The sequence below is a fragment of the Caballeronia sp. ATUFL_M2_KS44 genome, assembly GCF_023630965.1.
In the GTDB taxonomy this organism is placed as follows: domain Bacteria; phylum Pseudomonadota; class Gammaproteobacteria; order Burkholderiales; family Burkholderiaceae; genus Caballeronia; species Caballeronia concitans.
Window position 1 is genome coordinate 97098 of record NZ_JALQEA010000028.1, and the last position, 26991, is coordinate 124088.

A 26991-nucleotide genomic window follows, 5' to 3' on the forward strand; every position below is an offset into this window, starting at 1 on the left:
AAATGAGTTACTGCATGTTGGTGCTAGCCGGAACAGATGAGGCTGGGGCCGCGTTCTTTGTTGACGTTGCGGGTACGGGCGACGAGGCAGATGATGCCAAAGACGCAGCTGATGGTGCAGAGGCCGCAGCGCTAGATACGCCAATCGCTGGCGTCGAAGTCGTTTTTGCCCTGCTTATGGTTTCCGCACCAGCCTTCTCCTCTTTCTTTGGAGCCTCGGCAATAGACGCTACTTTGTGCGAATCCGCCTCGGGACTTGTCAGCATGAAATACACAACGTGAGCGAGGACGAAGCCAATTGCGAGCACGACACCAACCGCTTTCAGGGCGATGCGTTGCCACCAAAGCCGTCTTTGAAGAAACTTGAAAACGCCAGAGAACTGAGCCGCGATGTCCTTGTAGTTCTTCTCCGTTTGGTCCTTCTGCCGCGTGATTTCGTCATCGAGGACGGCAAGCGTGAACCGTTGATTAACGAGCAGGAAAGTTACTAGAACTGCGAAGACCCACACGCCGGCAAGCACGGCCGTATTCACCCAGAACGCGTAGCCATAGTTAGTGGCCTCTTTCATCTGCGTGGCGACGACGACGGTGGCCACGGGGATGGTGAGAATCTGTGTCTGGATGTCGGTGAAGGCCTTATGAATCTTCGCCGCATACTCGACCTTGGCGGTTTCGAGCGAATCGCGAATCTTGTCGTACGAGAACTCGGAGATGAAGACCCGATATCCGTGCGTTGCCTTTTCTGCCAACTCAGGCAGGTTAGCAAGGAGACCCTGGAACCGGTCGGGCTCCGCGTATGGTTGGCACGTTTCGCGAATCGCGCCCTCGAGAATGCCGAGCTTCTTCTCATTGAAGGCGTCGTCTCCAACGAATGCAAGCAGTTTGTCTGTGGCGGTCTCGTCCATGGCAGCCAAGTCCTTCGACGAATACTTCACGGGCATCTCGAAGCGCCCGCCATGCACGAACACGAGCTTTCCCGCGTCCTTATCGAGGTATGCGGCGACGGTCTCCAACAATCCAATGAGTTTCAGAACGCGGCGATACCGTTGGACTTCGAGAGGAGGCTCAGCGTCGGTCTTCGCAAACTTGCAATCAAGTACGAAGTAGTTCTTGGGCTCGTTCAGGCGATTTCTTGGAGCCTTCAATAGTCCAGAGACATTATCTGCAAGCAGGCCTAGGCCCGGCCGCGGGTCGCCGAACTCGACCCGCACGGTCTTGCCGACCACCGCCGCATTTCTGTTCTCGATGACTTTCACCGCATATTCGTGCGGGTTGTCGAGACATGCGCCCAGCGCATCGCAAATCTCCTGGCTTGCGATGTCCAGCGTGCCTTTGCGGCCGTCGGTTAATACGGCGGCTCGGTAAAGCGTAACGAGATTGTCAAAGCTGACGTCACTCATCGTCTTCGGTGTTCAATTTCTGCTTGAATTCATCCGGCAGGTTGTACAGGGTAAGCGTGCCGTCTTTGCGGCTATAGACTGCTTCACCATCGTTGAAGGCCTTGCGCGAGACTTCCACCTTCCAGAAGGCCGTCTTTGCCTGGAATTTCACCAACGGACTCAGCGCGCTTTTGTCCGGCACGAAGCCGTCGGAGAGCTCAAAGTCCGCGCCGCTGAAGACGTTGCTGACAAGCTTCGGGTCTTGCGGCCAAGCCGCGTTGCAGAACTCTTCAATGACAAAGGGCTCTTTCTTTTTCGCCAGTTCGTCGCACAGGTCGAACACCTTGCCCAGCCACTCGTCGCGTTCTTTCACATCGGCGATGTTTTGTTCGGCGAAGACCTGCAGCGCAGACGTGAGCTTCTGCGTCTCTTCCTTCGGGAGCACGGCATCGTCGCAACCCATGAAGTGCCGAAAGTAGCCTGACACCTGGTCGCTCTTCTTGCCCTTCAGGAAACCGATGTAGCGGTCGTTATTCGTCGTCCAGCCCGTGAGGTCGATGCGACCGGCAAGGCGGAAGTTGCTGAGGTCGATGTGTTCGCTGTCGACAATGTCGAGGTTCTCCGTGATGGCGCTGCCGACGGTCTCGGTCACAATTGCGAACAGAAGGTAATCCCGGCCGCTGCTGACGATATGACAGATAAGCACGTAGCCGCCGGTCGACAAAGGCGCATCGTCGGCGTTGCCTTTGAGGATGCCCATCGCGGCCAGCGAGAACGCGAGGAAGTCGGCCTTTTTGTCGATGAAATATTCCCGCACCCGACGCTGCATCGGGAAATTGTCTTCGTTGTCCTCGAATTTGCCGTAGCCCTTGCTCGGCTTGTCGCTGTAGAGCTCATGGAGAGCGTCAACAAGGCGCTGGACCGGCTCGGTCACGGCGATAACAGCCTTCCGCGGAACGATGTTGCCCTTCTGATGAGTTTCTTTCTCGAACTTGTGAACTATAAGACCCGTGATTTCGTTTGCCACGCTGCCCTCGGTAAATTGTCTGGCCTTTTGATTTTCTCGCGCTGACGTCGCGCGGTGCGCAGGCAATTTAGCATATGCTGGACATGGCAAAACGGGCTGGCGGGAAAATTTGGCGCGAGGAAGTCTCGAGGACGTTTCGCATGTAAGCCGGTGCGTGCGACCACCCTGTCGCAGCGGCAACAAAGCGGAGTTCGTATCGGCAGAGCAGGCGCCAAAAGCGAACTGTGCGGACGCGCCATCCCGCGCGCGCTGCGGCGACCGGATTTCTTCGGAATGTCCGAACATCGACAATTTGTCTCTCCCAGCGACGTCGCCTCGGGCGATGTCTTCTGTTGTCAGCGTCTTTAGGATGCGCTGTTATCGAGACATTTTTTGTCGCGTTCCGTGAGAAAATTGAGCGCTTGCCAGGACGGTCAGTGGAGTGACTTGCGGGCAAGCAGGGCGTCCAACGCGTCGCGTGCTGACTGGAGCTCCGCGATAGCGGCTGTCAAACGAGCGAGCGGCAGCGTTCGGCCGGAATCGTCCGGGCGTATGTTGAACTGCTGCTCCAGAGCCTGAGACGCCATCTGCACCTCTCGCGCCGCATTTGCGACGCGCTCGACCGCCGCGGCTTCCTCGCTCTTTCGTTCTGTGTGTTCCATCCGCCTGTCTAAAGTTGATTCACCGCGTCCGTTACCTCTGACTTCGCAAAGTCCCAACGCAGTCCTTCCTGAACCACCGGTGCCCACTTCCGCCAGCTGAAAAAACTGCTTGGATGGCGCACAAACAAGAGTTGCACCGGGCGTCCAGTCGCCGTGTGTACCATTCCGGAACGGGCGCAGAAACGTCCGATTTTGGTCGAATGCCGTGCGACTCGACAACGGGGTTCACTATCGCCCGCGGCCAGCCGGAGAGCGTCCACCGACTCGACTCCAAAGATGAGGCACTGTTCCACGCCGAGTACCTCAAACAGGTCCAGCGTGGTGCTCCAGCCCTCGCAATATTGCTCGTGGGTCGGCCGATGGTCCGGAGATTTCATCGCATCCAACACAAGGTTGTGGTACGCGACAGATGACCAGAGCATCTGCTTTTGAGCATTGCTCGGATTGCGACGGTGAAATATCGCGCGCTCTATATTGCGAACGTATCGCGAAGGTCTTTCGAAGTTCAATGCATGATTCTGATGAGTGACGCGCAGACCGGATGTGAGCGCATACCGCTCGTCGAACTTTTCATGTTCCCGCCAACGATAGACGCTCTCGCCAAGAATCATCGTTTTCGCAGAAGAGCGCGAATACTCGCTTCCTACCCACGGCCACCACTTAACATGCTGACGCGCTTCAAACAGATGGTCAAACGATAAATCGAGGTGGTCCATGTGGATTGCAATTAGTTGTTCTGTTTGAGTGCAAGACATTCGATTGCAAGCACGCCCGCTGCCATCTTCGCGCGCGCCGAACTGTTTGCAGAGTGTACGTATATTTTCGGTGGCCGGAAGCCGCGAAGCGCAACAGCCTCCTCAAGCCAGAGCACAACATCGTAGCCGGTTCCACGTGTGTCGTCACCCAGGTCGTGGTCAAGGCTAATCTCCTCGACCGCCCCGGTCTCGAGCAGTCGGATGGCTTCCACCGGCCAATATACGCGCGTCCAACCTTCCGGCGTGGCGCGCTCGTCGTCCAAGAAGACTTTCATACGCGGGCGAAAGCGACCGACGTCGAGTCATCACGCTGCGGTTCGGCATGACGTGCGTGATGTGGCTGAGCGCAATTCACGCAGTACACAGCGAGCTCGCGCTCATCGCGCACGTGAGCCGTGACGAGCCAAGGCTTGGACGCGTCTTCGAACTGGCTCATGCTGACAGAGATGTGAGGTTGAGACCGGTCCACCGGCCGGAGACACAACGAGCATGGCACCGTCTTTCCGTCGTCCGAAGGATAAGGCGTGGTGAGAGTCGACGTGATGGCAACCTCAGCGTAGTCGCTGCATTCGGTTCCGCAGAAGCCTGTGACCAGTTCGTCCTCAGACACCATCACTATGTTTCCAGACGGCGTGGCTGTTACGGTCTGACTCCGTTTCGACAAACTGAAGTAATCTTCGCGAAGCTCGCAATCGCATACACCGCAGTGGCGGCCGTGAAAGGAAGTGCGCATGCTCGTACATCTCTTCGAAGTCTCGGCAACCGGTCATGTCGCCGAATAGGCATGACTGTATTGAGGCATTGGGACAAGACGAGTCTCGATTCTCTGAAGATTATTTCGCCCAGTGGACGCAAGCAGACGCGGTGCATGACAAGAACGCGAAACACTACCTCGTTCAAAACGGCAAGTGCTTTTCCACTAATCCAGTGAGCAAGTATCCAATCGCTGTTCTCGATAGTAGTTTTATCAAGGCACATATCCGAGTGTACGGAGAGGGCGACTCTGTTGAGCTTTGGGTATTCCGCGATGTGGTTACGAAGTGAAGTCGCAGGTGTATTTGCGCTGAAAAAATCTACGGGTCACGTGCCCGTTTGAGTTGGGTCGCACGCGGTGCCGAGCCGGTTCCGCATAATCGAAGTCATCGCGCGCGAGCAATGTCTTACGAAGCGACGATGGCTGGCCGGTACGGCAAGCTTCGCCGCTGGGCACAGCAAAACCAACAATCAGAAGAAATTTGGGCTACAGGCTCTGCTGGCCGCTAATTTTTTGGAATTAGGACGCGATTCGTCCCAATCCCGGAATAACGTACACATCGATACGCGGTCGCTCAGCCCTCGAGCCGGAGCCTTCGCAGAGGTGCGCCTGCCTTTCAATTGGCCGACGAAAAATTACGCGCTGTCGCGACAACGGTGCGCGGACTCTTTTGCGTGGTTACAAGTATTTGGTTACAGCGCGCGATGCCTTTGGTGACAGGGGTTCCGCGTGTGGAACCCCTATTGCCAATAAGGAGGGTCCGCAATTCGCGCGGACCTCCTTCAAAGTCGCTACTGATAGACGATCAAGCCAACAAACTCACTCCACCGTCACCGACTTGGCCAGATTCCGCGGCTTATCGACATCCGTCCCGCGCGCGCACGCCGTGTGATACGCGAGCAACTGCAGCGGCACGACATGCAGAATCGGCGACAACGCACCGTAGTGCTCCGGCATCCGAATCACATGAATGCCGTCTTCGCTCACGATGCGCGTATCCGCATCCGCGAACACATACAGTTCGCCGCCGCGCGCCCGCACTTCCTGCATGTTCGACTTCAGCTTCTCCAGCAGCGTATCGTTCGGCGCGACGGTCACCACCGGCATCGCCTCGGTCACGAGCGCGAGCGGCCCGTGCTTCAACTCGCCCGCCGGATACGCCTCCGCGTGGATATACGAAATCTCCTTGAGCTTCAGCGCGCCTTCCAGCGCGATCGGATAATGCAGCCCGCGCCCGAGGAACAGCGCATTCTCCTTGCGCGCGAACTCTTCCGACCACGCGATGATCTGCGGCTCCAGCGCCAGCACGCTATTCAACGCCGCCGGCAAGTGACGCAACTGACCGAGGTACGCCGCTTCCTGCTTCGCATCGACGCGTCCGCGCAGCTTCGCCAGCGTCACCGCCAGCACGAACAAGCCGACGAGCTGCGTCGTGAACGCTTTCGTCGATGCCACGCCGATCTCCGTTCCCGCGTGCGTCAAGAACGCGAGTTCCGTCTGGCGCACCATCGCGCTCGTCGCGACGTTGCACACGGCGAGCGTGTGCGCGTGACCGAGCGATTGCGCGTGCTTCAGCGCGGCGAGCGTATCGGCGGTTTCGCCCGACTGCGAAATGACGACGACCAGCGCCTTCGGATTCGGCACCGACTCGCGATACCGGTACTCACTCGCAATCTCCACCTGCGTCGGAATCTTCGCGATGGATTCGAGCCAGTACTTCGCCGTCAGCCCCGAGTAATAGCTCGTGCCGCACGCGAGAATCAGCAGGCTGTCGATGCCCGCGAACACGTCCTTCGCGTTCTCGCCGAAGAGCTTGGCGGTGAATTCGTCGCCTTGCGGAATCGTGTCGGTGATCGCGCGCGGCTGCTCGAAGATTTCCTTCTGCATGAAATGCCGATACGGCCCGAGTTCCACCGCGCCGCCGTACGCCGCCACCACGCGCACTTCGCGCTCGGCGGGCAGGCCCTGGCGATCCACGATCTTCACGCCGTCCAGCGCGATTTCGACGACATCGCCCTCTTCGAGGAACGCGAAGCGATCGGTGCTGCCGGCGAGCGCGAGCGCATCGGATGCGAGGAAGTTCTCGCCCTCGCCCACGCCGACGACGAGCGGCGAACCCTGGCGCGCGCCGACCACCGTATGCGGCTGATCTTTATGAATCACCGCGATCGCATACGCGCCGTGCAGCAGCTTGACCGCTTCGCGCACGGTCTGGAACAAATCGCCGCGATACATGCTGTGAATCAGATGCGCGATGACCTCGGTGTCCGTCTGCGAGACGAATTCGTAGCCCTTGTCGCGCAGCATCGTGCGCAGCGACTCGTAGTTCTCGATGATCCCGTTGTGCACGAGCGCCACCGTGTCGCGCGAAAAGATGGGATGCGCGTTGTCGGTGACGGGCGCGCCGTGCGTCGCCCATCGCGTGTGCGCGATGCCCGTCATGCCGGCCAAGCTCGATTCCTTCACTTGCGCGTCGAGATCCGACACCCGCGCGACGCTGCGCGCGCGGCGCGGCTCGCCATGACTCAGCACGGCGACGCCGCACGAGTCGTAGCCGCGATATTCCAGCCGCCGCAAACCTTCGACGAGCACCGGGACGATGTTACGTTGCGCAACCGCGCCGACAATTCCGCACATGGCGTTATCCTTTGATATCCGAATCAGACGCACCCATCGAAAGGCCGCGCGTTCAGCACGGCCCAGCGCGCTTCAAACCTTCTTCTTGGTCGGGCGAACGTAGCCCGTCTTGCTGACCTGGCGCTTCTCGTTCAGCACCAGTTCGCCTTCGCCGACGTCCTTCCACACCGTCGTGCCCGCCGCGATCGTCACGCCGCGCGCCACGCGCACGGGCGCCACGAGTTGCGTATCCGAGCCGATGAACACGTCGTCCTCGATCACCGTGCGGTGCTTGTTCGCGCCATCGTAATTACACGTGATGGTGCCCGCGCCCACGTTCACGCGCGCGCCGATATCGGAATCGCCGATATAGCTCAGGTGGTTCGCCTTCGCGCCGTGGCCCATGACCGCGTTCTTCACTTCGACGAAATTGCCGACGTGCGCTTCGTCGCCGAGCACCGCGCCCGGACGCAGCCGCGCGTACGGCCCGAGCACGACCTTCGCGCCCGTCGTGCCGCCTTCGATATGCGTGTACGCATCGACGCGCGTGCCCGCGCCGATCGACGCATCGCGGATCACGCAGTTGGGCCCGATGCTCACGTTGTCCGCCAGCGTCACGCGGCCTTCGAACACGCAGTTCACGTCGATCGACACATCCGCGCCGCACTCCAGCGTGCCGCGCACGTCGATGCGCGCGGGATCGGCGAGCGTGACGCCCGCATCGAGCAGCGCATACGCGACGTTGCGCTGATGCACGCGCTCCAGTTCCGCGAGCTGCACCTTGCTGTTCACGCCGAGCGTTTCCCATTCGGCGTCGGGCTGTGCGGTCACGACTTCGACGCCCGCTTCGATCGCGCGTTCGACGACATCGGTCAGATAGAACTCGCCTTGCGCGTTGTCGTTCTTGAGCGACGCGAGCCACGCTTCGAGCGTGCGCGTCGGCGATACGACGATGCCCGTGTTGATCTCCGCGATGCGCCGTTCTTCGTCGCTCGCATCTTTCTGCTCGACGATCTTCCGCACCGCGCCGTTCGCGTCGCGCACGATGCGGCCGTAGCCGGTCGGATCGTCGACGGTCACCGTGAGCACGCCGTAGCGTTCGGCGCCCGCCGCGTCGAGCAGGCGCGTCAGCGTGCTCGCGCGCGTGAGCGGCACGTCGCCGTACAGCACGAGCGTGGGCACGGAAGGATCGAGCAGCGGCAGCGCCTGCTGCACGGCGTGTCCGGTGCCGAGCTGTTTGTCCTGCACGGCGAACTGCACGTCGGGCGCGCCGACGGCTTCGCGCACTTTATCCGCGCCGTGTCCGACGACGACGACGAGACGCGTGGGCGACAGCGTGCGCGCGGTATCGATGACATGCGCGAGGAGCGGCCGGCCCGCCAGGGGATGGAGCACTTTCGGCAAGGCGGAGCGCATGCGCTTGCCCATGCCGGCAGCCAGAATGACGATATTCATCGCGGGTTCTTGCAGATGGAAGCCAGGTTTAGGGTCGGGCCAATATAGCACGCGAACATGGCCGAAACGGCGCGCGAAAAGCGCGCCGCGGGCTTGCTGGAGATGGTGTTACAGGTCGTCGAATTGAACAATTGAAATAGCGTTCGGCGCGCCTGACGGTTCGCTCGCGCACGGTTCTTCGTCGAACGCGATATCGCCCTGAGGATCGGCCTCGCCGGTCGCGCGCAGGCCGGCGAACGGAAACAGCGCGGGATCCATCAGATGCGACGGCACCACGTTCGACAGCGCGTTGAACATGTTTTCCACGCGCCCCGGGAAACGCTTGTCCCATTCGCGGATCAGCGCCTTCATTTCCGCGCGCTTCAGGTTCGGCTGGCTGCCGCACAGATTGCACGGAATGATCGGGAATTCGCGCAGTTCCGCGTACTTTTCCAGATCGGTTTCCTTCACATACGCGAGCGGACGGATCACGACGTTCTTGCCGTCGTCGGATTGCAGCTTGGGCGGCATGCCCTTCAGCTTGCCGCCGTAGAACATGTTGAGCAGCAGCGTCTGAAGGATGTCGTCGCGATGATGCCCGAGCGCGATCTTCGTCGCGCCCAGCTCACCGGCCACGCGATACAGAATGCCGCGACGCAGGCGCGAGCACAGCGAACACGTGGTCTTGCCTTCCGGCACCAGCCGTTTGACGATGCTGTACGTGTCCTGATTTTCTATATGGAACGGAATATCGAGCTTCGACAGATATTCCGGCAGCACGTGTTCCGGAAAGCCGGGCTGTTTCTGATCGAGATTGACGGCGACGATATCGAAGTCGATCGGCGCGCGTTCGCGCAGGCGCATGAGAATCTCGAGCATCGCGTAGCTGTCCTTGCCGCCGGACAGGCACACCATGACCTTATCGCCCTCTTCGATCATGTTGAAGTCGCCGACCGCCTGGCCGACCTGCCGCGCGAGCCGCTTGAAGAGCTTGTTGTTCTCGTACGCTTCCTTCTGCTGGCGCCGCGTCAGCGCCTCGCGCGCGGGCTTGTCTTCTTCGACGTTTTCGATGGCTTCACGCGCGTTCATGCTCGTTCCTCTTTGATGCGGAATACTTCGACGCCCACCGCGTCGCAGTCCGGATATACGTCGGGCTTTTCCGTCGATACGGCGACCGCCCGAACGTTCGGATGCGCGAGCAGCGCGGCGGCGACGTCGTCGCAAAGCGTTTCCTGCAAATGAATGTGGCCGCGCTTCACGCGTTCGGCGATGGTCGAGCGCATGAAGTCGTAGTCGACGACTTCGGCGAGCTTGTCCGCGACGGGCGTGGACAGCGCGAGCGGCACGAACAGTTCGACGTTGATCACGACGCGCTGCTCGCCGCGCTTCTCGAAGTCGTGCACGCCGATGTTGATGCGCACTTCGTAGTTGCGCAGAAAAAGCCGCCGGCAATCGGTCAGCCGGGGATGCGAAAGAGCGGCAAGCATGGGTGTGTTTCCAAGGTTAAGGCTTTCGCGCGCCGATCAGGTACATCACGTCGCGCGGGCTCGGCACGAGATGCTGGCCGCCGTCGACGACGAGCGTCGTGCCCGTCACGCCGTGCGCGTTCGCGAGATAGCACGCGGCCTGCGCGAGATCGTCCACGGTCGATGCGCGCCCGAGCGGCGTCACGCGATGCGCCTCTTCGAACGACGCGGGCGTCTGCCACGCCGATACCAGCGTCAATCCCGGCGCCAGCCCGACGACACGCAGCTTCGGCGCGAGCGCCTGCGCGAGTGCGACGGTGGCGTTGTCGAGCGCGGCTTTCGTCAGCGTGTAGGACAGGTAGTCCGGGTTCATGTTGTACAGCTTCTGGTCGAGCACGTTGATGACGACGCCGCGCCGCGCGTCGTCGGTCGCGGCGGCGTCGGGCGTCGCTTCGTGCAGCGCGCGCGCGAGCGTGAGCGGCGCGGCGACGTTCACCGCGGCCATCTGCATGAGCTTCGCGTAGGTGAAATTCGTGGCGGTGTCTTCGTCGAAACGCGACGCGCAGTTGACCACGCACTGCAGCGCGCCGAACGCTTCGACGCACGCGGGCACGAGCCGCGCGGTTTCGGTTTCATCGGCGAGATCGGCTTTGAGCGCGACGGCGCGCCGGCCGAGCGCTTCGATCTGCGCGACGGTTTCGTGCGCCTCGCGCTCCGAGTGACCGTAATGCACGGCGACGTTCCAGCCCTGGCGCGCGAATTCCAGCGCGATGCCTCGCCCGATGCGCTTTCCGGCGCCCGTCACGAGGACGGCGCGTGCGCGCGTCTCCGCGGACGCGGAAACGGACGATTTTGCGGGAGAAAACGGCGAGGAAGCGCTCATTTACAATACTGGGATGAATCCGAAAGCTCGACAATCCGATAGTTTACCTGCTCCGGGCGCCGACGCGCTCGCGCAGTCCGAGGCGCTGACGCAGTTGATCCGCGAGCGCATCGCGGCGGCGGGCGGCTGGTTGCCGTTCGACCGATACATGGACCTCGCGCTGTACGCGCCCGGCCTCGGCTACTACAGCGGCGGAGCGATGAAATTCGGCCGTCGCGCGGAAGACGGCAGCGACTTCGTGACCGCGCCGGAGTTGTCGCCGTTGTTCGCGAAGACGCTGGCGCGGCCGGTGGCGCAGGCGTTGCGCGAGAGCGGCACGCGCCGCCTGATGGAGTTCGGCGCGGGCACGGGCAAGCTCGCGGCGGGGCTTTTGACGGCGCTTGCCGAGCTGGATGTCGATGTCGAAAGTTACGAGATCGTCGATCTGTCGGGCGAATTGCGCGATCGTCAGCGCGCGACGCTGTTGGCGCAGGCGCCCGCGCTCGCCGCGAAGGTGAAATGGATCGATGCGTTGCCGGATGCGTTCGAAGGCGTGGTGATCGGCAACGAGGTGCTCGACGCGATGCCGGTGCGGCTCGTGGTGCGCAAGCTGGGCGCGTGGCATGAGCGTGGCGTGGCCGCGCGCGACGATGGCTTTGCGTTCGCGGACCGGCCGGTTGCACTGGATGCGCAGATCGAGCAGATCGATGCCGCCATCGACGAAACCAACGATGAACCGTTTGCCGAGTACGTGACCGAGACGCATGAAGCGGCGCTGGCGTTCACGAAGACGGTTTGCACGATGCTCGTGCGGGGCGCGGCGTTCTTTATCGATTATGGATTTCCGCGCCGCGAGTTTTATCATGCGCAGCGCGCGGGCGGGACGTTGATGTGTCATTACCGGCATCGGGCGCATGCGGATCCGTTTTTGTATCCTGGATTGCAGGACATCACGGCGCACGTGGAATTTACGGGCATCGCCGAGGCGGGAGTAGAAACGGGCGCGGATTTGCTGGGATTTACATCGCAGGCGCGGTTTCTGATGAATGCCGGTATTACCGATGTTTTGAGCGATATCGATCCCAGCGATGTGAAGCGATTTTTGCCTGCGGCGAATGCGGTGCAGAAGCTTTTATCCGAAGCGGAGATGGGCGAGCTGTTCAAGGTGATCGCGTTTTCGCGCTGTATTTCCGGCACGGTCGATGCGTTCATGTCGGGCGACCGTTCTCATACGCTATGAGTTTGCGATCATGATCCGATGGCTGCTTACTACGTTTGTCGCACTTATGGTGCTTTCGGCCTGCTGGCCGTGGCTCAGGAAGATTGGCATCGGACGGTTACCCGGAGATTTCACTGTCCGGATATTCGGACGGGAATATTCTTTTCCCTTTATGTCGACGGTTTTGCTTTCGATTTTGCTTTCGTTCATTGCACGGGCGCTTTGAGTTTTTCTTCTTTCTTCTTCGTTTTCACGCGTCGGTCTATTAGCACGCCCCTCCCCGGGGCGGGGGTCACTTTCTTTGCTGCTGCAAAGAAAGTAACCAAAGAAAGCAGCTTTTCGCCCGCTGTTCTTGTTGACGGTGCACTCCGTAGAACCACATTGGCACTCAGCTTGAACCAACCTTGAATCACCTTCCACGCCCACTGAGCGCCACCCCATGCGAGCCCCCGGGCTCGACAAAACCATCGGTTTGCACCGCGCTACTCGAAAGGGGAAATTCCACCGAGACCTACTCATTGCGCCATCAATCAGGAGTGTTTGGTTCGTAGTGTTATTTGTGACGCGTCGTTTGCGGTTGCGGGGTGGAGTCTTTTGAGTTTGTGTGAGCGTTAGTGCGCGATGGTGTTGACGAGCCCGGGGGCTCGCATGGGGTGGCGTTCAGCGGGCGTGGAAGGTGATTCAGGGCTGTTTCAAGCTGAGTGCCAATCTGGTTCTACGGAGTGTTCACGCTTAATGTGCTTTGGGCTAGAAAAGCTGCTTTCTTTGGTTACTTTCTTTGCAGCAGCAAAGAAAGTGACCCCCGCCCCGGGGAGGGGCGTGCTAATAGACCGACGCGTGAAAACGAAGAAAACAAAAGAAAGAAAGATTAAGAAACACCAAAAACCGCGTCGTGCACGGCCGCAACCCGTGCCTCATGCACGGCATCCTTGATGCGCGAAGGCTGAGAAGCAAACCGCTGTGCAACAGCCCCCGCATCGACTGAACGTGCAGCAACGAGTGCAACCCGTAACCGCTCAGCCTGCGGATAAGGCTGCTCCTCGAGCCCGAGCCGCCCGCGTATATCCGCGAGACATGCCTGCAACGCCTCGGCAAACCGCGCCGGCTTGCGCAACGCATCGGAACGCTCGAACAAGCGCACGAGCGCCGCCGCGCTCATATCCATCACGCGATGAATATTCCCATGCTCACGCGCGACGAGCATCGCCAGATCGCGACACTCGTTCGGCACGCGCAACCGCTCGCACAAAGGCTTGAGCAAATCCACACTGCGCCCCTCATGCCCGATATGCCGCGGCAAAACATCGTCCGGCGTCGTCGCCTTGCCGAGATCGTGCGTGAGCGCCGCAAACCGCACCGGCAAGACAAAACCCTGCGACGCCGCATAGTCGAGCACCATCATCACGTGCACGCCCGTATCCACTTCCGGATGGTAATCGGCACGCTGCGGCACGCCCCACAGCGCATCGACCTCGGGAAGAATCCGCGCCAGCGCGCCGCAACCGCGCAACACCTCGAACATGCGCGACGGCTTCTTCTCCATCAGCCCGCGCGATACTTCCTGCCACACACGCTCGGGCACGAGCGCATCGACCTCGCCCGCTTCGACCATCTTCTTCATCAACGCCTCGGTCTCCGGCGCGACGCGAAAATCCGCAAAACGCGCCGCGAATCGCGCCAGCCGAAGAATGCGTACCGGATCTTCGATGAACGCATCGCCCACATGCCGGAACAGCCTCTTCGCGAGATCGGACTGGCCGTCGTACGGATCGATCACCGGACCCGTCAGCTCGCCCGCCGGATTCACCTCGCGCGCCATCGCGTTGATCGTGAGATCGCGCCGCGCCAGATCCTCTTCGAGCGTCACGTCCGGCGAATAGTAAAACTGGAAGCCGTGATACCCCGCCGCCGTCTTGCGCTCCGTGCGCGCGAGCGCGTATTCCTCATGCGTCTGCGGATGCAGGAACACCGGGAAATCCTTTCCCACCGGCCGATACCCCTGCGCCACCATCTGCTCGGGCGTCGCGCCCACGACCACGTAATCGCGGTCCACCACCGGCATGCCGAGCAACGCGTCGCGGATCGCGCCGCCTACCGCGTAGATATTCATCGCGCGCTTTCCTTGCGGGCATCGTCGATCCACGCAGCCACCGCCGGCAACTGGGTCACCCGGTTCGCATACGCGCGCGTTGACTCGCTCAACGCCGGCTCATACGAGTTGAAGCGCATGACGACAGGCGCGTACATCGCATCCGCGATGCAGAAGTCGCCGAACAGAAACGGGCCGTCCGATCGCGCGAGACAGTCGGTCCATATCGCGTCGATGCGCGCAATGTCGAACAGCGCCGCCGGCGTCGCGCCGATGCCCGGCGCGTGCGTCGCGATCTGCATCGGCATGTTCTGGCGCAAATCCGCGAAGCCCGCGTGCATCTCCGCGCTGACGCTCCGTGCGCGCGCGCGTGCGGCGGCGTCGCGCGGCCACATCGCGTGTTGCGGATGAAGCTCCGCGAGCGTCTCCATGATCGCGAGCGATTCCCACACGGCATCGCCCGCATCGGTGACGAGGCACGGCACCTTGCCGGACGGCGTCACGTCGAGAATCTTCGCTTTCGTGTCGGGCTGGTCGAGGCGGATCAGCGTCTCGTCGAACGCAATGCCGAAGTGCCTGAGCAGCACCCACGGACGCATCGACCAGGAGGAAAGATTCTTGTCACCGATAACGAGTTTCATGCGATAGAAGATCAACGGTGCGCCGTGGCGCGGAAGGTATTGAAGCGCGAGCGCGGCGTATTGCCGGTGAGATACAGCGGCGCGATGGCCTCGATGCTCGCCGGTTCGCCAATATCCAGTTCCGGCGCAAGCGGACCGCTCGCGATGCTCGGCGTCTTCATGGAATCGAGATTGTCGCGCGACATCATCGGTTCGCCCGGCGCCATTTCGAGCGTCATCGCCTGCAGGCGGCCGAGGCTGTCCGGCAGCTTGACGATGCGCGCGCGCCGCCCGATCGTCGCGCCCGCGAAGCGCACGAGTTCCGCGAGCGTATAGACGCCCGGGCCCGCGAGTTCGTAGGTCATGCTGTTGGCGGCGTCGAGATCGAGCACATTGACGATGGCCTTCGCGACATCGCCGACGAAAACGGGCTGGAATTGCGCATCCGCGCAGGCGAGCGGAATCACCGGGAAAATGCGCTGAAGGAACGCGAACTGGTTGAGCAGATTGTCCTCGGGGCCGAACACCACTGAACTGCGGAAAATCGTCCAGTCGAGACCCGACTCGCGGATGTGCTTCTCGCCATCGCCCTTCGAGCGCAGATACATGCTCGGACCGTCGGGATCGGCGCCGATCGCGCTCATGTGAATCAGCCGCCGCACGCCCTTCGCCTCGCACGCAGCCGCGATCTTGCGCGGCAGTTCGACGTGCGCCCGCGCGAACTCAGGGCCGTACGGATCGCCCCGGCTTCCCTGCAGCACGCCGACGAGATTGATCACCGCATCGGCTTCCGCGATGAACGCGGCGAGCTGGATGGGATCGTGCACATCGGTTTCGACGACATCGACGGGAAGCAGCGTCAGATGCGCCGCGTTCGCGCGCCGCCGCGTCGCGATCCGAACGTTCTTGCCGAGATCGACGAGCGCGTTGACGAGATGGCTGCCGATGAAGCCGGAACCGCCGATGAGCGCTACGTTTTGATGTCGCATGTTCGCCTCTTGGATGTGGCGGCTTGCCGGTTGCGGCTGACGAATGCGGGGCTTGCAAGCAGATGCGAAGACGAGCCGCCGCGCGTATCCGAATCACGAAAACGCGCGGCGTCGTGTGAATGCGCTTACGGCGCGATATAACCCAGCCGCGCCTTCAGCGATTGCGGACGTCCTTCGAACAGCGCCGCGTAGTACACGGTGTTCGACAGCACGTTCTTCACGTAATCGCGCGTCTCGGAGAACGGAATGGTTTCAGCAAAAACCGCGCCCTCGACCGGCGCGCGCAAATCCTGCCGCCATTGTTTCGGCCGGCCGGGACCGGCGTTGTAGCCTGCGGTGGCGAGCACGGGCGAGTTATCGAATTGATTGTAGATCATCGACAGGTAATTCGTGCCGAGCAGAATGTTCGTGTTGATGTCGTTCATCTGCGCGCGCGACACCGTCCCGAGACCGATCTTCTTCGCCACGAGTTGCGCCGTGCCGGGCATCAGTTGCATCAGGCCGCCCGCGCCGACTTCCGAACGCGCATTGATGATGAAGCGCGATTCCTGGCGGATCAGCCCGTACGCCCATTCGATATCGAGCCCGGTGGTCTGCGCATCGCGCTCGACGATATCGCGGAACGGCGAAAGATAGCGCAGCGAGAAGTCGTGCTCGCTCTTCGTCTTGTCGGCGGTATTGACGGTGCGGTCGAACAGTTCGATGCGCTTTGCATACTGCGCGGCGGCAAGCAGTTGACGGTCCGTCATGCTGCGCAGCGGCCAGTTCCATTCGCGATTGCCTTCCAGCCGCATGTTGAGCGCGTAGAAACGCTGCGACAGCGCGAAGCCCGGCACCGACTGCATCTGCGCGATTTCGGCGTCGGAAACCGTGGTGCGCGGGGGCACCGTGATCTTCTGCCCGAGTTCTTCGAGCGCGAGCTGGCCGTAGAAGTTGTATTGATCCGCGATGCGCTGGAATTCCTGATTCGCCGTGGCCGTGTCGCCGGCCTGCTTCAGCGCGCGCGCGTGCCAGTATGTCCACGAAGGCTGGCTGCGCAGCGTCGGCGGCATCTGTTCGATGGACCAGCGCACCATGTTCCAGTCGCCCGCGAGCAGCGCGCTGCGCGTGCGCCATTCGTACGCGGGATTCGACAACTGCGCGTTCGCCGACAGCCGATACCAGTCCGCCGCCGCCGGCATGCGCTTCAACGCCGCCTGATAGCCGATGGTTCCCCAGCCGATCGCGCGTTCAGCGGGCGTCAGGCCCGGCGCGACGGAACTGAACGTGGCCGCGGCCATCGCCGGATCGTTGCGGGCCAGGCGCGTGACGGCGAGCAGCGTCAACTGATGCGCCGGCGTGTTCGGCATGACGCCGCGCGCGAGATAAAGCGGCGGTTTGTTGACGGCGTTATCGAGCAGCTCGGGCTTCGGCTGTTCCTGGCCGAGCGCTTCGACGATATTCGCGCCGGTCGTCGTGTAGTTCTGCTCGTAGGCGAGGCGGATTTGCTGCCAGATGTCGTCGCTCGTGAACTGGCCGGACTCCGCGAGCGCGCCGATCAGATCGACGCAGCCGTCGCCGTACCATTTCGGATCGACGAGCAGCGCGCGCGACGCTTCCGCCACATTCTCGCCGCGCGACATGCGGGCTTCGAGCGCATAGCACTTGACCTGCGTGTCGTCGTTCAGCACGAAGCGGGCATATTGCTGCTCGAAGTTCTTCCAGTCGTGACGGCCGCCGAGCACCACGAGATAGTCGTTGCGCAGGCGGTCCGCGATGGCCTGGCCGTCGTAGCGCTGCAGGAACGAGAGCACGGGCGCATCGGGCGCGTCGGGGCGCGCGTGGCCTTGCGCGTCGAAGAGCTGCGGCTTGATCGTGAAATATTCGATATAGCCCGGCGCCGGATAATTCGGAATCTGCGAGGCGAGCTGTGCGGCGCGGCCCGCGTCGTTCGCACGCGATGCCTCGCGCAACTGCATGAAAATGCGGTCGTCGGAGGACGGGGAAAGGTCGGCGTCGGGCGGCACGGCCGTCGCGGTTCCGCATGCGACGAGCGTCGCGGCCGCAAGGGCGTAACCGGCCGCGAGATATACTCGGTTGAGGCGTTTTGACATCGTTATTACTGGAGCGCGAGGTGGTCCAAAGATCGGTCCAAAGCATAGCACGCAACGTTTGCGCAGAACCCAAAAGCGCCCTTCGCGCAACGCTGCTCGCCGAGCGCGAAGCGCAGAGCGAACACGCGTCGCGCGCGCGCATGGACGCGGCGCTCGGCGAACGGCTTCGCGCGGTGCTGGAAGAACGCGCGGTCAGATGCATCGGCTTCTATTGGCCGGTGGCGGGCGAATTCGACGCGCGCGCCGTTTTGACCGAATGGCTCGCATCGAACGATGCAACCGATGCGCGCGAAGCCGCGCTGCCGGTCGTCGTGCAGCCCCACGCGCCGATGGTCTTCCACGCCTGGCGCGCCGATTCGCCGATGAGATCCGGCCGCTATCGCATTCCCGTGCCGGAAGAAGAACGCGTCGTGGTGCCGGATCTGCTGCTGGTGCCGTGCGTCGGTTTCGATGCGGACCGCTTCCGGCTCGGTTACGGCGGCGGCTATTTCGACCGCACGCTCGCCGCGTGGCCGGCTGCGCTAAAGCCGGCGACGATCGGCATCGCTTATGAAGCGGGCAAGCTCGGCGCGTTGCCGCGCGAATCGCACGATATGCCGCTCGATGCGATCGTCACCGAAGCCGCGCTTTACTGAAAACGCGCGCTCAAAGCGATGCCGCCGCGCGCGCGGCGGTGTCGTAGAGGCCGGATGCGTTGCGCATCAATTGCGCGGCCTCGCCGATCTGCTCGTTGGTGAGTCCGCTTTCGCGCAGCGCCGAAATCAGGCAGCTCTCGCGCACTTCGCGATACTTGCCGCACAGCTCGCGTCCTGCCGGCGTCGCGGAGAAGAACACTTCCTTGCCGGTCTTTTCGCTCGTCACATAGCCGCGCGCGACGAGTTTCTTGAGCGCATACGTGGCGACGTGGGTGTCCTCGATATTGAGCACGAAGCAGATGTCCGCGAGCTTCTTCTTGCGGTCGCGGTGGTTCACGTGATGCAGCAGCGATACTTCCACCGCCGTCATGTCCTTCGCGCCGGCGGCGGACATGCAGCGCACCATCCATCGATTGAACGCGTTGCTCGCCATGATGAGCGCGTACTCGAATTCGGACAGTTCCGCGCTGGTTTCGGAGACGAGATGTTCGGACGACACGATCTTGGTAGGGTGACGCGACATGGCGATGACCGTAGGAAAGTGCGCCGGAGTGTAGCGCAGCGCCCTTTTCCGCCCGCCACGCACGCGTTTTCACGACACTCCAGACAAACGTGAATAGATAATTTCTTGATAATTTATTGATAATGTACCATCGTTGACACGACGCAGCGAACCGCATTTTGCGCGCGCCGTGAAGAGGCAAGACCTGGAACCATGACCACACCCCGTATCCATCCGCTCGGCGATTGCGCGCTCGTTTGCGACGTCGCGCCGCCCGCCACCATCGAATGTCAGCGCCGCATCTGGGCGCTGGCCGAACACGCGCGCCTGATGCCGCAAGTCGTCGAAGTGGTGCCCGGCATGAACAATCTCACGATCGTCTTCGACCCGCTCGAAGCCGATTACGAAGCCCTCGCCGCGCAACTGGAAGCGGCCTGGCACGCCGCCGCCGGCACCGATGAGCCCGGGGCGGAAATCGAAATTCCCGTGCGATACGGCGGCGAGGACGGCCCCGATCTCGCGGAACTGGCGAAGCACGCGGGCCTTTCCGTCGACGAAGTGGTGAAGCGCCACACCGAAGCCGAATACATCGTGTTCTTCCTCGGCTTCCAGCCGGGCTTCGCGTATTTGGGCGGGCTCGATCCCGCGCTGCACATGCCGCGCCGCCGCGAACCGCGCCTCGAAGTGCCGGCGGGATCGGTGGGCATCGGCGGGGCGCAGACGGGCATTTATCCGGCTGCATCGCCCGGAGGATGGCAACTGCTCGGCCGCACCGAACTCAAGCTCTTCGATCCGTCGCGCAATCCGCCGACGCTGATGCAGCCCGGCGACCGCGTGCGCTTCACCGCGCTGGAGGTGCGCGCATGATCGACGTGATTCGCGCGGGCGTGCTGTCCACGGTGCAGGATCTGGGCCGCCACGGGTATCGGCATCTCGGCGTCAGTTCGGGCGGTGCGCTCGATGCGCTGTCGCTCGAAATCGGCAATCGCATCGTCGGCAACCGGCCGGATGCGGCGGGCATCGAAGTGACGTTCGGGCCGACCGTGCTGCGCTTCAAGCGCGCGACGCGCATCGCCGTCACGGGCACCGACTTCGGCGCGACGCTCGACGACGCGCCGGTCTATTCGTGGTGGAGCGTGCCGGTGCGCGCGGGCCAGGAACTGACGCTGCGCGCGGCCAGGCGCGGCATGCGCTGCTACGTGTGCATCGCGGGCGGCATCGACGTCTTGCCGATGCTCGGCTCGCGCAGCACCGACCTCGGCGCGTGTTTCGGCGGCTTGGGCGGACGCGCGCTGCGCGACGGCGACCGCTTGCCGGTGGGCGTGCCGCAGCCGCACAAGGGCATCGCGTTTTCGCCGGAAGAACCGGCGTTCGGCGTGAAGGCGCCCGCGTGGTGCAAGTTCGTGCTCGTCGACGAACCCGTGCGCCGCGGACGTCACGCGCCCGGTCTCGCGTGGGCCGCGCCGATCCGCGTGCTGCGCGGCCCGGAGTATGCGAGCTTCAGCGACAAGGCGCATCAGGACTTCTGGAACGAGGAGTGGACGATCACGCCGAACAGCAACCGCATGGGCTTCCGGCTCGCGGGCACGGCGCTCGAGCGCACCGACCGGACCGAACTGCTGTCGCACGCGGTGCTGCCGGGGACCATTCAGGTTCCGCCGAACGGCCAGCCGATCATCCTGATGGGCGACGCCCAGACGACCGGCGGCTATCCGAAGATCGGCGCGGTGATTCGCGCGGACCTGTGGAAGCTCGCGCAGGTGCGATTGAACGGAGGCGTGCGCTTCATCGAGACATCGGTGGAGGAAGCGCGCCGGGCGCTCGCGGAAGAACGCCAGTACGTGAGCCAGGTGGAAACGGCCATCGCGATGCACGAGGAACGCATCGCGCGATAACGGGCGATAGCGAAACACGCTTCAGCTTCAAACCCAACGACTATTTCGACGACATCATGGAAATCGATCTCAACGCCGATCTCGGCGAAGGCTGCGGCTCCGACGAAGCGCTGCTCGACCTCGTCAGTTCCGCCAACATCGCGTGCGGCTGGCACGCGGGCGGCGCCACCGCGATGCGCGACTGCGTGCGCTGGGCGGTCCAAAAAGGCGTCGCCATCGGCGCGCATCCGAGCTTTCACGATCCCGAGAACTTCGGGCGCAAGGAAATGGACCTGCCGCCCGAGGAAATCTACGCGGGCGTGCTGTATCAACTGGGCGCGCTCGCGGCGATCGCGAAGGCGGAAGGCGGGCGCATCGCGCACGTGAAGCCGCACGGCGCGCTGTACAACCAGGCGGCGAGAACGCCGCACATCGCCGATGCGATCGCCGCCGCCGTGCGCGACTTCGATCCTTCGCTGCTCGTGTTCGGTCTCGCGAACAGCGGTCTCGTCGATGCCGCGAAGCGCGCGGGCCTCGGCGCGATCGAGGAAGTGTTCGCGGATCGCGGCTATCGCGCCGATGGTTCGCTCGTGCCGCGCAAGGAGCCGGGCGCGCTGCTCGACGACGAGGACGCCGTGCTCGACCGCACGCTTTCGATGGTGCGCGAGCAGCGCGTGCAGGCCGTGTCGGGCGAATGGGTGCCGCTCAACGCGCAGACCATCTGCCTGCACGGCGACGGCGAGCATGCGCTGGCGTTCGCGCGGCGCATCCGTGGCGCACTGGCCGATGCGGGCATCGGCGTGCGCGCCGCCCGCGCCTGAGCATCGCAACGAAGCATTGAACGCCCCGCGAAGCCGGGGCGTTTTAGCAAGCGGCCACGAGAGCCGCCTTTCGGCACACGCGCCCGGCTCGAGGCGCGGTGTTTTCATCGACATCCGTTTGGAGATCTCATGGCAACCCCAGTCAGTCTATGGCCGCTCATCGGCGTGGCCGTCATCATCGTGGGCTTCGTGCTGCGCTTCAATCCGATGCTGATCGTCGCCGCCGCCGCGATCATCACCGGTTTCGCCGCGCACTTTCCGCCGGAGCGCATTTTGAGCGCCATCGGCAGCGGCTTTCTGAAGACGCGCAACATTCCGCTCATCATTCTGTTGCCGCTCGCGGTGATCGGCTTGCTGGAGCGCCACGGGCTGCGCGAGCGCGCGCAGATCTGGATTTCGGGCATTCGCGCGGCGACGGCCGGGCGGCTTCTGATCGTCTATCTGCTCGTGCGCGAGTTGACGGCGGCGGTCGGCCTGACGGGTCTCGGCGGTCATCCGCAGATGGTGCGTCCGCTGCTCGCGCCGATGGCCGAAGGCGCCACGGAAGCGCGCTACGGCAAGCTCTCCGACGCCGTGCGTTTCAAGCTGCGCGCGTATTCGGCGGCGACCGACAACGTCGGCCTCTTCTTCGGCGAGGACATTTTCGTGGCGTTCGGCGCGATCGTGCTGATGGTCACGTTCCTGAAGGAAGCGGGAATCGTCGTCGAACCGATGCACGTCGCCGTCTGGGGCATCCCGACCGCGATCTGCGCGTTCCTGATCCACGGCTTTCGCCTCTGGCTGCTCGACCGTCAACTGACGCGCGAGCTTAACGCGCTCACGCGCAATGTCGCGGGAGAAAAGGCATGACGCTCACGATCAACTATCTCTTTTATCTGGTCGGCATCGTGCTCGTGGTCGTCGCGGGCATGATCCTGACCGACAAGTCGCATCCGCGCCGGCTGACGGCGGGCGCGTTCTGGCTCGTCTACGCGCTCATTTTCCTGATCGGCGACTGGCTGCCGGTGGCGGTCGTCGGCGTGCTCGTCGTGGCGATGGCGGTCATCGCGGGACTGGGCGGCGTCACCGGCGCGAAGCCGAAGATGCTCTCGGAGGAAACGCGCCGCCAGAGCGCCGTGCGCCTCGGCAACAAGCTCTTCGTGCCCGCGCTGACCATTCCCGTCGTGACCGTCGTTCTCACGCTCGGCGCGAGTCATCTCGTGTTCGGCGGCAAGCCGCTGATCGAGCTGAAGAACGTGACGCTGATCGGCTTCGGCATCGGCTGCGTGATCGCGCTCGCGGTGGCGTGCGTGATGACGCGCGATACCGTCGGCCAGTCGATGCGCGAAGCGCGCCGCCTGATCGATGCGCTTTCGTGGGCCGCCGTGCTCCCGCAGATGCTCGGCATGCTCGGGCTCGTGTTCTCGGACGCGGGCGTGGGCAAGGCGGTCGCGCACGTGACGACGGCTTACGTGAATCTGGACTACCGGCTCGTCGCGGTGGCGGTGTACTGCATCGGCATGGCGCTGTTCACGATGGTGATGGGCAACGGCTTCGCCGCCTTCCCGGTGATGACGGGCGGCGTCGGCGTGCCGATTCTCGTCGGCGTGTTCCACGGCAATCCCGCGACGATGGTCGCCATCGGCATGTTCTCGGGCTACTGCGGCACGCTCTTGACGCCGATGGCCGCGAACTTCAACATCGTGCCCGCGGCGCTGCTGGAGTTGCCCGATAAAAACGCGGTGATCAAGGTGCAGGTGCCGACCGCGCTGACGTTACTCGTCGTGAATATTTTCTTGTTGAACTGGCTGATGTTTATCTGAAGCAAGCCGTAACGAACGGCGCATGATGATCGCTCTTCATGCGTCGTTGCATCGCACTCTCCTTCCGCACACCGCGCCGCCAACCGTTTGGTGCCACGTCCCCCCCCCCGCCAATTTGCTTCGCACTAGGAACTATTCTTAAGCATGCTCTTAAATTAAGACCGTTCCTATTCCGGCTTCCGTGCACATAACGGAGACTTCGACCCCAATTAAGGGCCGCAGCGCGCATGAGGTGCGGCCTTCGAAGATGAGTCGCTAACCGGCATGTGAAGCAAGGCTAGTCCTGCATGACGCGTATGGCGGCCGTTTATGTACGTTCAAATTAGCCGATGGTCCGGTAAGCCGCCGCAAGGAGTATGCGGGGGCGTGGTGCGCCGGGTATCGCCATCGGTCCCGTCATGCGATTGCCACAATACTCCTTGTTGACAGAGCGGCCTTGCGGCTGCGACGTTGTACTGCGTCTTTGCGAAGCGCTCGTCGCCGCCGGAAGCGCGCTCATGGCCTACCGCCTGTTCGGCGAGTCCGCCGAGGCGGCCCACGACAGCGCCGCCGCCGCGTTCGCCGTGTTGTTCGCATGGGCCGCGCAGTCCGTTTGCGCGCAGCGGCGCGCTGCGCCGGTCGGCGGCATCCTTGCGCCTGCTTTCGCGTGGATGCTCTGCGACGCGCTCGCGACATGCGCCGTCATGTGGATGCATCGCGAATATCATCCGTCGCGCGCGTGGTTCGCCTGCTGGGCGGCGTCGACGCTGGCGGGCGTCATCCTCTGCGGCCTCGTCGTCCGCATGGACCGCGTGCGGCGCGCACGCACGCGCTCCGTTGCCGTCGTCGGTCGCGGCGATCATTACTACACGTTCCTGCAGCGTTTTCTCGACAAGCGCGACTCCGTCTATCGCATCGACGCACGCTTCGATATGGACGACGCAGCCGCCGCGCCCGCCGACGGCATCCGCCGGTTTCAGTGCATCGAACAGTTCGCGGCTTACGTGCGTGCGCAGCGCATCGACGAACTGTGGCTTGCACTTCCGCTGACCGATGAAGCCACGCTGCTGCGCTTCCTCGACCTCTTTCGCAACGACCTGCTCAACATCCGCTTTCTTCCCGATCTCGGCAAGCACGCGCGCTTTTGCAGCGACGCCGCCGATCCCGACGCGGCCTTCGCCATCAATCTCGTCGCCGCGCCGCTGACGGACCGCGCGCAGGCCGTCAAGGACGCGTTCGACCGCGCTTTCGCGGCGTGCGCGCTCCTCGCGGTGTCGCCGCTTTTCCTGCTCATCGCGCTTGCGGTGAAGGTCTCGTCGCCGGGGCCGGTGCTGTTCCGGCAGTGGCGTCACGGCGCGAAAGGCGAACCGTTTCAGATCTATAAATTTCGCACGATGCGCGCGCATGCAGCGGATGACGGCGTGGTCGCGCAAGCCACGCGCGGCGACGCGCGCATCACGCGCATCGGCGCGCTGCTTCGCCGCACGAGCCTCGACGAGCTGCCGCAGTTTCTCAACGTGCTTCGTGGCGAGATGTCGGTGGTGGGGCCGCGTCCTCATGCCATCGAGCATGACGCGCTTTATCAGGACGTCGTCGACGGCTACATCCACCGGTATCGCATCAAGCCGGGCATCACGGGCTGGGCGCAGGTGAACGGGTTGCGCGGCGAGACGGATTCCATCGACAAGATGCAACAGCGCGTCGAACACGATTTGTTCTATCTCAGCAACTGGTCGCTGGCGTTCGATGTGCGCATCGTCATGGCGACGGTCGTGCGGGGCTTCGTTCATCACAACGCTTATTGAAGCGCAGGATCATCCATGAAGTATTCGATTGAGCGCGCCTGCGACGCAATGCGGCGCGCTTCCTTCCCCAAACGCGGCGCGGCCATCGCTCTCGTAGGACTACTCAGCGCCTGCGCGGCCGCGCCGGGCTTCCGGATGCAAGTGACGCCGGGCGCGGGCGACGGCGCGCAGACCGGCGCATCGCATGTCGAAGCGACGGCCGCGACGCCCGAAATTTCCATCACCGAGCTGGATCTCGGCACGGTGAAGCGGCTCGTCACCGAGCGCCATGCGCGGCAAGACGAGCAGACGCAGCAATTATTCGCCGCGCCGCAGGCCTATACGGTCGGGCCGGGCGATGTATTGCAGATCGTCGTCTGGGATCACCCGGAGTTCGCGGAAGCCGTCGGTTCGACGCAGACGCAAGGGCCGTCCAAGCCGGGTGATCCGGCGGCGGGCTTCGTCGTCGATCAAGGCGGGAAAGTAACGTTTCCGTACGCGGGCACGTTGGCCGTGGCGGGTTTGCGCACCGAGCAGATCGGCGAGCGGTTGACGTCCGCGCTCTCGCGATTTTTCGTGAAGCCGCAGGTGACGGTGCGCATGGCGTCGTATCGATCGCGTCAGGTGTATGTGGATGGCGAAGTGCGTTCGCCCGGCGCGTTCTCCGTGACGGACGTGCCGGTCAGTTTCTATGACGCCATCTCGCGCGCGGGCGGCTTTTCCGATACCGCCGATCAGAGCGATGTCGTGCTCGTGCGCAATGGCGTGTCGCATCGGATGGATGTGGCGCACATGCTCGCGCAGGGCATGAATCCGTCGCAGCTTTATCTGAAAGCGGGCGACCTGCTGCGCGTGGCATCGCGCGAGGACAACAACGTCTATGTGATGGGCGAAGTCACCAAGCCCGGCTCTGCCGTGCCGCGCCGCGACGGCAAGCTCTCGCTCGCGGATGCGCTCTCGCAAGTGGGCAGCGTCAACGCGAACACGGCGGATACGGCGCAGATGTTCGTCATCCGCTCGCGCGACAACACGCCGGAAGTGTTCCATCTCGACAGCCGTTCGCCGGTGGCGATGCTCGTGGCGAAGGAGTTCGAGTTGCAGCCGAAGGACATCGTGTATGTCGACGGCAACGGGCTCGTCCGCTTCAACCGCGTGCTGAGCTTGCTGATGCCGCTGATCAGCACCGGCCTCACGGCGGGAGTGATCGCGAAATGATCCGCTCCGTGTTGATGGTGTGCGAGGGAAACGTGTGCCGCAGTCCGCTGGCGGCGGCGTTGCTCGCGGAGGGATCGCCGCATTTGGAGGTGACGTCGGCGGGGACGGCGGCGCTCGATGGACATTCGGCAGATCCGATCGCAATCGACCTTATGCGGGAACGCGACATCGATGTCACCGGACACATCGCGCGCACGGTCAACCTTCAACTGTTGCGCGGAAGCGACCTCGTGCTCGCGATGACGCGTGCGCAACTCGACTGGCTGCTGTCTCGCTATCCGTTCGCGCGAGGTCGCGTGTACCTGCTTCTGCACGAAGGCGCAGGCGATGTCGTCGATCCCTTCAGGAAAAGCCGGGCGTGCTTCGAAGCGTGCCTCAAGCAGATCGAGACAGGCGTCGCCGAGTGGTCAGAAAGGCTTCGCGCCGACTGCTGACG

At 63.0% G+C, this 26991-nt stretch carries 26 protein-coding genes; 11 read left to right on the top strand and 15 right to left on the bottom strand.

The features are described from left to right. Window positions 1-7: 7 nt before the first annotated feature. The 10 genes from NCR39_RS13075 to NCR39_RS13120 form a co-directional block, all read right to left on the bottom strand. Entirely contained in the window at window positions 8-1399 is a 1392-nt protein-coding gene (locus tag NCR39_RS13075; protein WP_250452548.1) for a hypothetical protein, read from the bottom strand. After that, entirely contained in the window at window positions 1392-2690 is a 1299-nt protein-coding gene (locus NCR39_RS13080) for a nucleoid-associated protein (protein WP_250452549.1), read from the bottom strand. The genes NCR39_RS13075 and NCR39_RS13080 overlap by 8 nt, the downstream gene beginning before the upstream one ends. A gap of 128 nt (window positions 2691-2818) precedes the next feature. Then, window positions 2819-3046: a hypothetical protein gene (locus NCR39_RS13085; protein ID WP_250452550.1), complete on the bottom strand. Its 228-nt coding sequence runs from the start codon at window positions 3044-3046 to the stop codon at window positions 2819-2821. An 8-nt stretch (window positions 3047-3054) separates the two neighbouring features. After that, entirely contained in the window at window positions 3055-3762 is a 708-nt protein-coding gene (locus NCR39_RS13090) for a hypothetical protein (RefSeq protein WP_250452551.1), read from the bottom strand. 11 nt (window positions 3763-3773) lie between these two features. Next, the gene (locus NCR39_RS13095) at window positions 3774-4076 is read right to left on the bottom strand and encodes a cyclic-phosphate processing receiver domain-containing protein (RefSeq protein ID WP_250452552.1); all 303 of its coding nucleotides are present in this window, start codon (window positions 4074-4076) and stop codon (window positions 3774-3776) included. Between the two features lie 1298 nt (window positions 4077-5374). Then, window positions 5375-7192, bottom strand: coding sequence for a glutamine--fructose-6-phosphate transaminase (isomerizing) (gene glmS, locus NCR39_RS13100; RefSeq protein WP_250452553.1), 1818 nt, complete (start codon window positions 7190-7192; stop codon window positions 5375-5377). Window positions 7193-7264: 72 nt separating this feature from the next. After that, complete coding sequence (gene glmU, locus NCR39_RS13105) at window positions 7265-8626, bottom strand: bifunctional UDP-N-acetylglucosamine diphosphorylase/glucosamine-1-phosphate N-acetyltransferase GlmU (protein ID WP_250452554.1); 1362 nt, start codon at window positions 8624-8626, stop codon at window positions 7265-7267. A 108-nt stretch (window positions 8627-8734) separates the two neighbouring features. Continuing rightward, entirely contained in the window at window positions 8735-9694 is a 960-nt protein-coding gene (gene ttcA / locus NCR39_RS13110; protein ID WP_250452555.1) for a tRNA 2-thiocytidine(32) synthetase TtcA, read from the bottom strand. Continuing rightward, window positions 9691-10092: a dihydroneopterin aldolase gene (locus NCR39_RS13115; RefSeq protein ID WP_035962310.1), complete on the bottom strand. Its 402-nt coding sequence runs from the start codon at window positions 10090-10092 to the stop codon at window positions 9691-9693. Before NCR39_RS13115 ends, ttcA begins: the two co-directional genes overlap by 4 nt. A gap of 16 nt (window positions 10093-10108) precedes the next feature. Further along, window positions 10109-10954 carry an SDR family oxidoreductase gene (locus NCR39_RS13120; protein ID WP_250452556.1) on the bottom strand — a complete coding sequence of 282 codons (846 nt, stop codon included), beginning with the start codon at window positions 10952-10954 and terminating at the stop codon, window positions 10109-10111. A 13-nt stretch (window positions 10955-10967) separates the two neighbouring features. Here NCR39_RS13120 and NCR39_RS13125 point away from each other — a divergent pair, with 13 nt between their 5' ends. Together NCR39_RS13125 and NCR39_RS13130 are read left to right on the top strand one after the other, a co-directional pair. Further along, entirely contained in the window at window positions 10968-12173 is a 1206-nt protein-coding gene (locus NCR39_RS13125; protein ID WP_250452557.1) for a class I SAM-dependent methyltransferase, read from the top strand. A 10-nt stretch (window positions 12174-12183) separates the two neighbouring features. Next, window positions 12184-12378: a DUF2905 domain-containing protein gene (locus NCR39_RS13130; protein ID WP_250452558.1), complete on the top strand. Its 195-nt coding sequence runs from the start codon at window positions 12184-12186 to the stop codon at window positions 12376-12378. A 642-nt stretch (window positions 12379-13020) separates the two neighbouring features. Here the strand turns inward: NCR39_RS13130 and NCR39_RS13135 are convergent. From NCR39_RS13135 to NCR39_RS13150, 4 genes are all read right to left on the bottom strand, one after another. Next, window positions 13021-14262 carry a multifunctional CCA addition/repair protein gene (locus NCR39_RS13135; RefSeq protein WP_250452559.1) on the bottom strand — a complete coding sequence of 414 codons (1242 nt, stop codon included), beginning with the start codon at window positions 14260-14262 and terminating at the stop codon, window positions 13021-13023. Continuing rightward, window positions 14259-14882: a glutathione S-transferase family protein gene (locus NCR39_RS13140; RefSeq protein WP_250452560.1), complete on the bottom strand. Its 624-nt coding sequence runs from the start codon at window positions 14880-14882 to the stop codon at window positions 14259-14261. The genes NCR39_RS13135 and NCR39_RS13140 overlap by 4 nt, the downstream gene beginning before the upstream one ends. Before the next feature lie 11 nt (window positions 14883-14893). Beyond that, the gene (locus NCR39_RS13145; protein ID WP_250452561.1) at window positions 14894-15850 is read right to left on the bottom strand and encodes a complex I NDUFA9 subunit family protein; all 957 of its coding nucleotides are present in this window, start codon (window positions 15848-15850) and stop codon (window positions 14894-14896) included. Between the two features lie 125 nt (window positions 15851-15975). Continuing rightward, window positions 15976-17943, bottom strand: coding sequence for a lytic transglycosylase domain-containing protein (locus tag NCR39_RS13150; protein WP_250452562.1), 1968 nt, complete (start codon window positions 17941-17943; stop codon window positions 15976-15978). 8 nt (window positions 17944-17951) lie between these two features. On the opposite strand from NCR39_RS13150, the gene NCR39_RS13155 reads away from it, so the two are divergent. Continuing rightward, entirely contained in the window at window positions 17952-18578 is a 627-nt protein-coding gene (locus NCR39_RS13155) for a 5-formyltetrahydrofolate cyclo-ligase (RefSeq protein ID WP_502800213.1), read from the top strand. Between the two features lie 10 nt (window positions 18579-18588). On the opposite strand, the gene NCR39_RS13160 is transcribed toward NCR39_RS13155, so the two are convergent. After that, window positions 18589-19101, bottom strand: coding sequence for a winged helix DNA-binding protein (locus tag NCR39_RS13160; protein ID WP_040048534.1), 513 nt, complete (start codon window positions 19099-19101; stop codon window positions 18589-18591). A 192-nt stretch (window positions 19102-19293) separates the two neighbouring features. Between NCR39_RS13160 and pxpB the strand changes: the two genes are divergently transcribed. From pxpB to NCR39_RS13200, 8 genes are all read left to right on the top strand, one after another. Continuing rightward, the gene (pxpB, locus tag NCR39_RS13165; protein WP_250452563.1) at window positions 19294-19947 is read left to right on the top strand and encodes a 5-oxoprolinase subunit PxpB; all 654 of its coding nucleotides are present in this window, start codon (window positions 19294-19296) and stop codon (window positions 19945-19947) included. Further along, entirely contained in the window at window positions 19944-20975 is a 1032-nt protein-coding gene (locus tag NCR39_RS13170) for a 5-oxoprolinase subunit C family protein (RefSeq protein WP_250452564.1), read from the top strand. The genes pxpB and NCR39_RS13170 overlap by 4 nt, the downstream gene beginning before the upstream one ends. A 56-nt stretch (window positions 20976-21031) precedes the next feature. Continuing rightward, a complete protein-coding gene (gene pxpA, locus NCR39_RS13175; protein ID WP_250452565.1) occupies window positions 21032-21775 on the top strand; it encodes a 5-oxoprolinase subunit PxpA in 744 nt (247 codons plus the stop codon). 129 nt (window positions 21776-21904) lie between these two features. Beyond that, window positions 21905-22624, top strand: a complete 720-nt coding sequence (locus tag NCR39_RS13180; RefSeq protein ID WP_250452566.1) for a DUF969 domain-containing protein — start codon at window positions 21905-21907, stop codon at window positions 22622-22624. Then, entirely contained in the window at window positions 22621-23577 is a 957-nt protein-coding gene (locus NCR39_RS13185; RefSeq protein WP_250452567.1) for a DUF979 domain-containing protein, read from the top strand. Before NCR39_RS13180 ends, NCR39_RS13185 begins: the two co-directional genes overlap by 4 nt. 398 nt (window positions 23578-23975) lie before the next feature. After that, window positions 23976-25361 (top strand): undecaprenyl-phosphate glucose phosphotransferase, encoded by a 1386-nt coding sequence (locus tag NCR39_RS13190; protein ID WP_284507209.1) that lies wholly within the window; start codon window positions 23976-23978, stop codon window positions 25359-25361. Window positions 25362-25376: 15 nt separating this feature from the next. Continuing rightward, complete coding sequence (locus tag NCR39_RS13195) at window positions 25377-26555, top strand: polysaccharide biosynthesis/export family protein (RefSeq protein ID WP_502800210.1); 1179 nt, start codon at window positions 25377-25379, stop codon at window positions 26553-26555. Continuing rightward, window positions 26552-26989 carry a low molecular weight protein-tyrosine-phosphatase gene (locus NCR39_RS13200; RefSeq protein ID WP_250452569.1) on the top strand — a complete coding sequence of 146 codons (438 nt, stop codon included), beginning with the start codon at window positions 26552-26554 and terminating at the stop codon, window positions 26987-26989. Before NCR39_RS13195 ends, NCR39_RS13200 begins: the two co-directional genes overlap by 4 nt. Window positions 26990-26991: the final 2 nt, after the last annotated feature.

Excerpts from the sequence above, each read along its gene's own strand:
- pxpB (WP_250452563.1), top strand. The coding sequence starts at position 19,294 with ATGACCACACCCCGTATCCATCCGCTCGGCGATTGCGCGCTCGTTTGC.
- NCR39_RS13185 (WP_250452567.1), top strand. The coding sequence starts at position 22,621 with ATGACGCTCACGATCAACTATCTCTTTTATCTGGTCGGCATCGTGCTC.
- NCR39_RS13145 (WP_250452561.1), bottom strand. The coding sequence starts at position 15,850 with ATGCGACATCAAAACGTAGCGCTCATCGGCGGTTCCGGCTTCATCGGC.
- glmU (WP_250452554.1), bottom strand. The coding sequence starts at position 8,626 with ATGAATATCGTCATTCTGGCTGCCGGCATGGGCAAGCGCATGCGCTCC.
- glmS (WP_250452553.1), bottom strand. The coding sequence starts at position 7,192 with ATGTGCGGAATTGTCGGCGCGGTTGCGCAACGTAACATCGTCCCGGTG.
- NCR39_RS13075 (WP_250452548.1), bottom strand. The coding sequence starts at position 1,399 with ATGAGTGACGTCAGCTTTGACAATCTCGTTACGCTTTACCGAGCCGCC.
- NCR39_RS13160 (WP_040048534.1), bottom strand. The coding sequence starts at position 19,101 with ATGTCGCGTCACCCTACCAAGATCGTGTCGTCCGAACATCTCGTCTCC.
- NCR39_RS13120 (WP_250452556.1), bottom strand. The coding sequence starts at position 10,954 with ATGAGCGCTTCCTCGCCGTTTTCTCCCGCAAAATCGTCCGTTTCCGCG.
- NCR39_RS13135 (WP_250452559.1), bottom strand. The coding sequence starts at position 14,262 with ATGAATATCTACGCGGTAGGCGGCGCGATCCGCGACGCGTTGCTCGGC.
- NCR39_RS13095 (WP_250452552.1), bottom strand. The coding sequence starts at position 4,076 with ATGAAAGTCTTCTTGGACGACGAGCGCGCCACGCCGGAAGGTTGGACG.
- NCR39_RS13150 (WP_250452562.1), bottom strand. The coding sequence starts at position 17,943 with ATGTCAAAACGCCTCAACCGAGTATATCTCGCGGCCGGTTACGCCCTT.
- NCR39_RS13130 (WP_250452558.1), top strand. The coding sequence starts at position 12,184 with ATGATCCGATGGCTGCTTACTACGTTTGTCGCACTTATGGTGCTTTCG.
- NCR39_RS13190 (WP_284507209.1), top strand. The coding sequence starts at position 23,976 with ATGCGATTGCCACAATACTCCTTGTTGACAGAGCGGCCTTGCGGCTGC.
- pxpA (WP_250452565.1), top strand. The coding sequence starts at position 21,032 with ATGGAAATCGATCTCAACGCCGATCTCGGCGAAGGCTGCGGCTCCGAC.
- NCR39_RS13140 (WP_250452560.1), bottom strand. The coding sequence starts at position 14,882 with ATGAAACTCGTTATCGGTGACAAGAATCTTTCCTCCTGGTCGATGCGT.
- NCR39_RS13195 (WP_502800210.1), top strand. The coding sequence starts at position 25,377 with ATGAAGTATTCGATTGAGCGCGCCTGCGACGCAATGCGGCGCGCTTCC.
- NCR39_RS13085 (WP_250452550.1), bottom strand. The coding sequence starts at position 3,046 with ATGGAACACACAGAACGAAAGAGCGAGGAAGCCGCGGCGGTCGAGCGC.
- ttcA (WP_250452555.1), bottom strand. The coding sequence starts at position 9,694 with ATGAACGCGCGTGAAGCCATCGAAAACGTCGAAGAAGACAAGCCCGCG.
- NCR39_RS13090 (WP_250452551.1), bottom strand. The coding sequence starts at position 3,762 with ATGGACCACCTCGATTTATCGTTTGACCATCTGTTTGAAGCGCGTCAG.
- NCR39_RS13180 (WP_250452566.1), top strand. The coding sequence starts at position 21,905 with ATGGCAACCCCAGTCAGTCTATGGCCGCTCATCGGCGTGGCCGTCATC.
- NCR39_RS13200 (WP_250452569.1), top strand. The coding sequence starts at position 26,552 with ATGATCCGCTCCGTGTTGATGGTGTGCGAGGGAAACGTGTGCCGCAGT.
- NCR39_RS13080 (WP_250452549.1), bottom strand. The coding sequence starts at position 2,690 with ATGTTCGGACATTCCGAAGAAATCCGGTCGCCGCAGCGCGCGCGGGAT.
- NCR39_RS13125 (WP_250452557.1), top strand. The coding sequence starts at position 10,968 with ATGAATCCGAAAGCTCGACAATCCGATAGTTTACCTGCTCCGGGCGCC.
- NCR39_RS13115 (WP_035962310.1), bottom strand. The coding sequence starts at position 10,092 with ATGCTTGCCGCTCTTTCGCATCCCCGGCTGACCGATTGCCGGCGGCTT.
- NCR39_RS13170 (WP_250452564.1), top strand. The coding sequence starts at position 19,944 with ATGATCGACGTGATTCGCGCGGGCGTGCTGTCCACGGTGCAGGATCTG.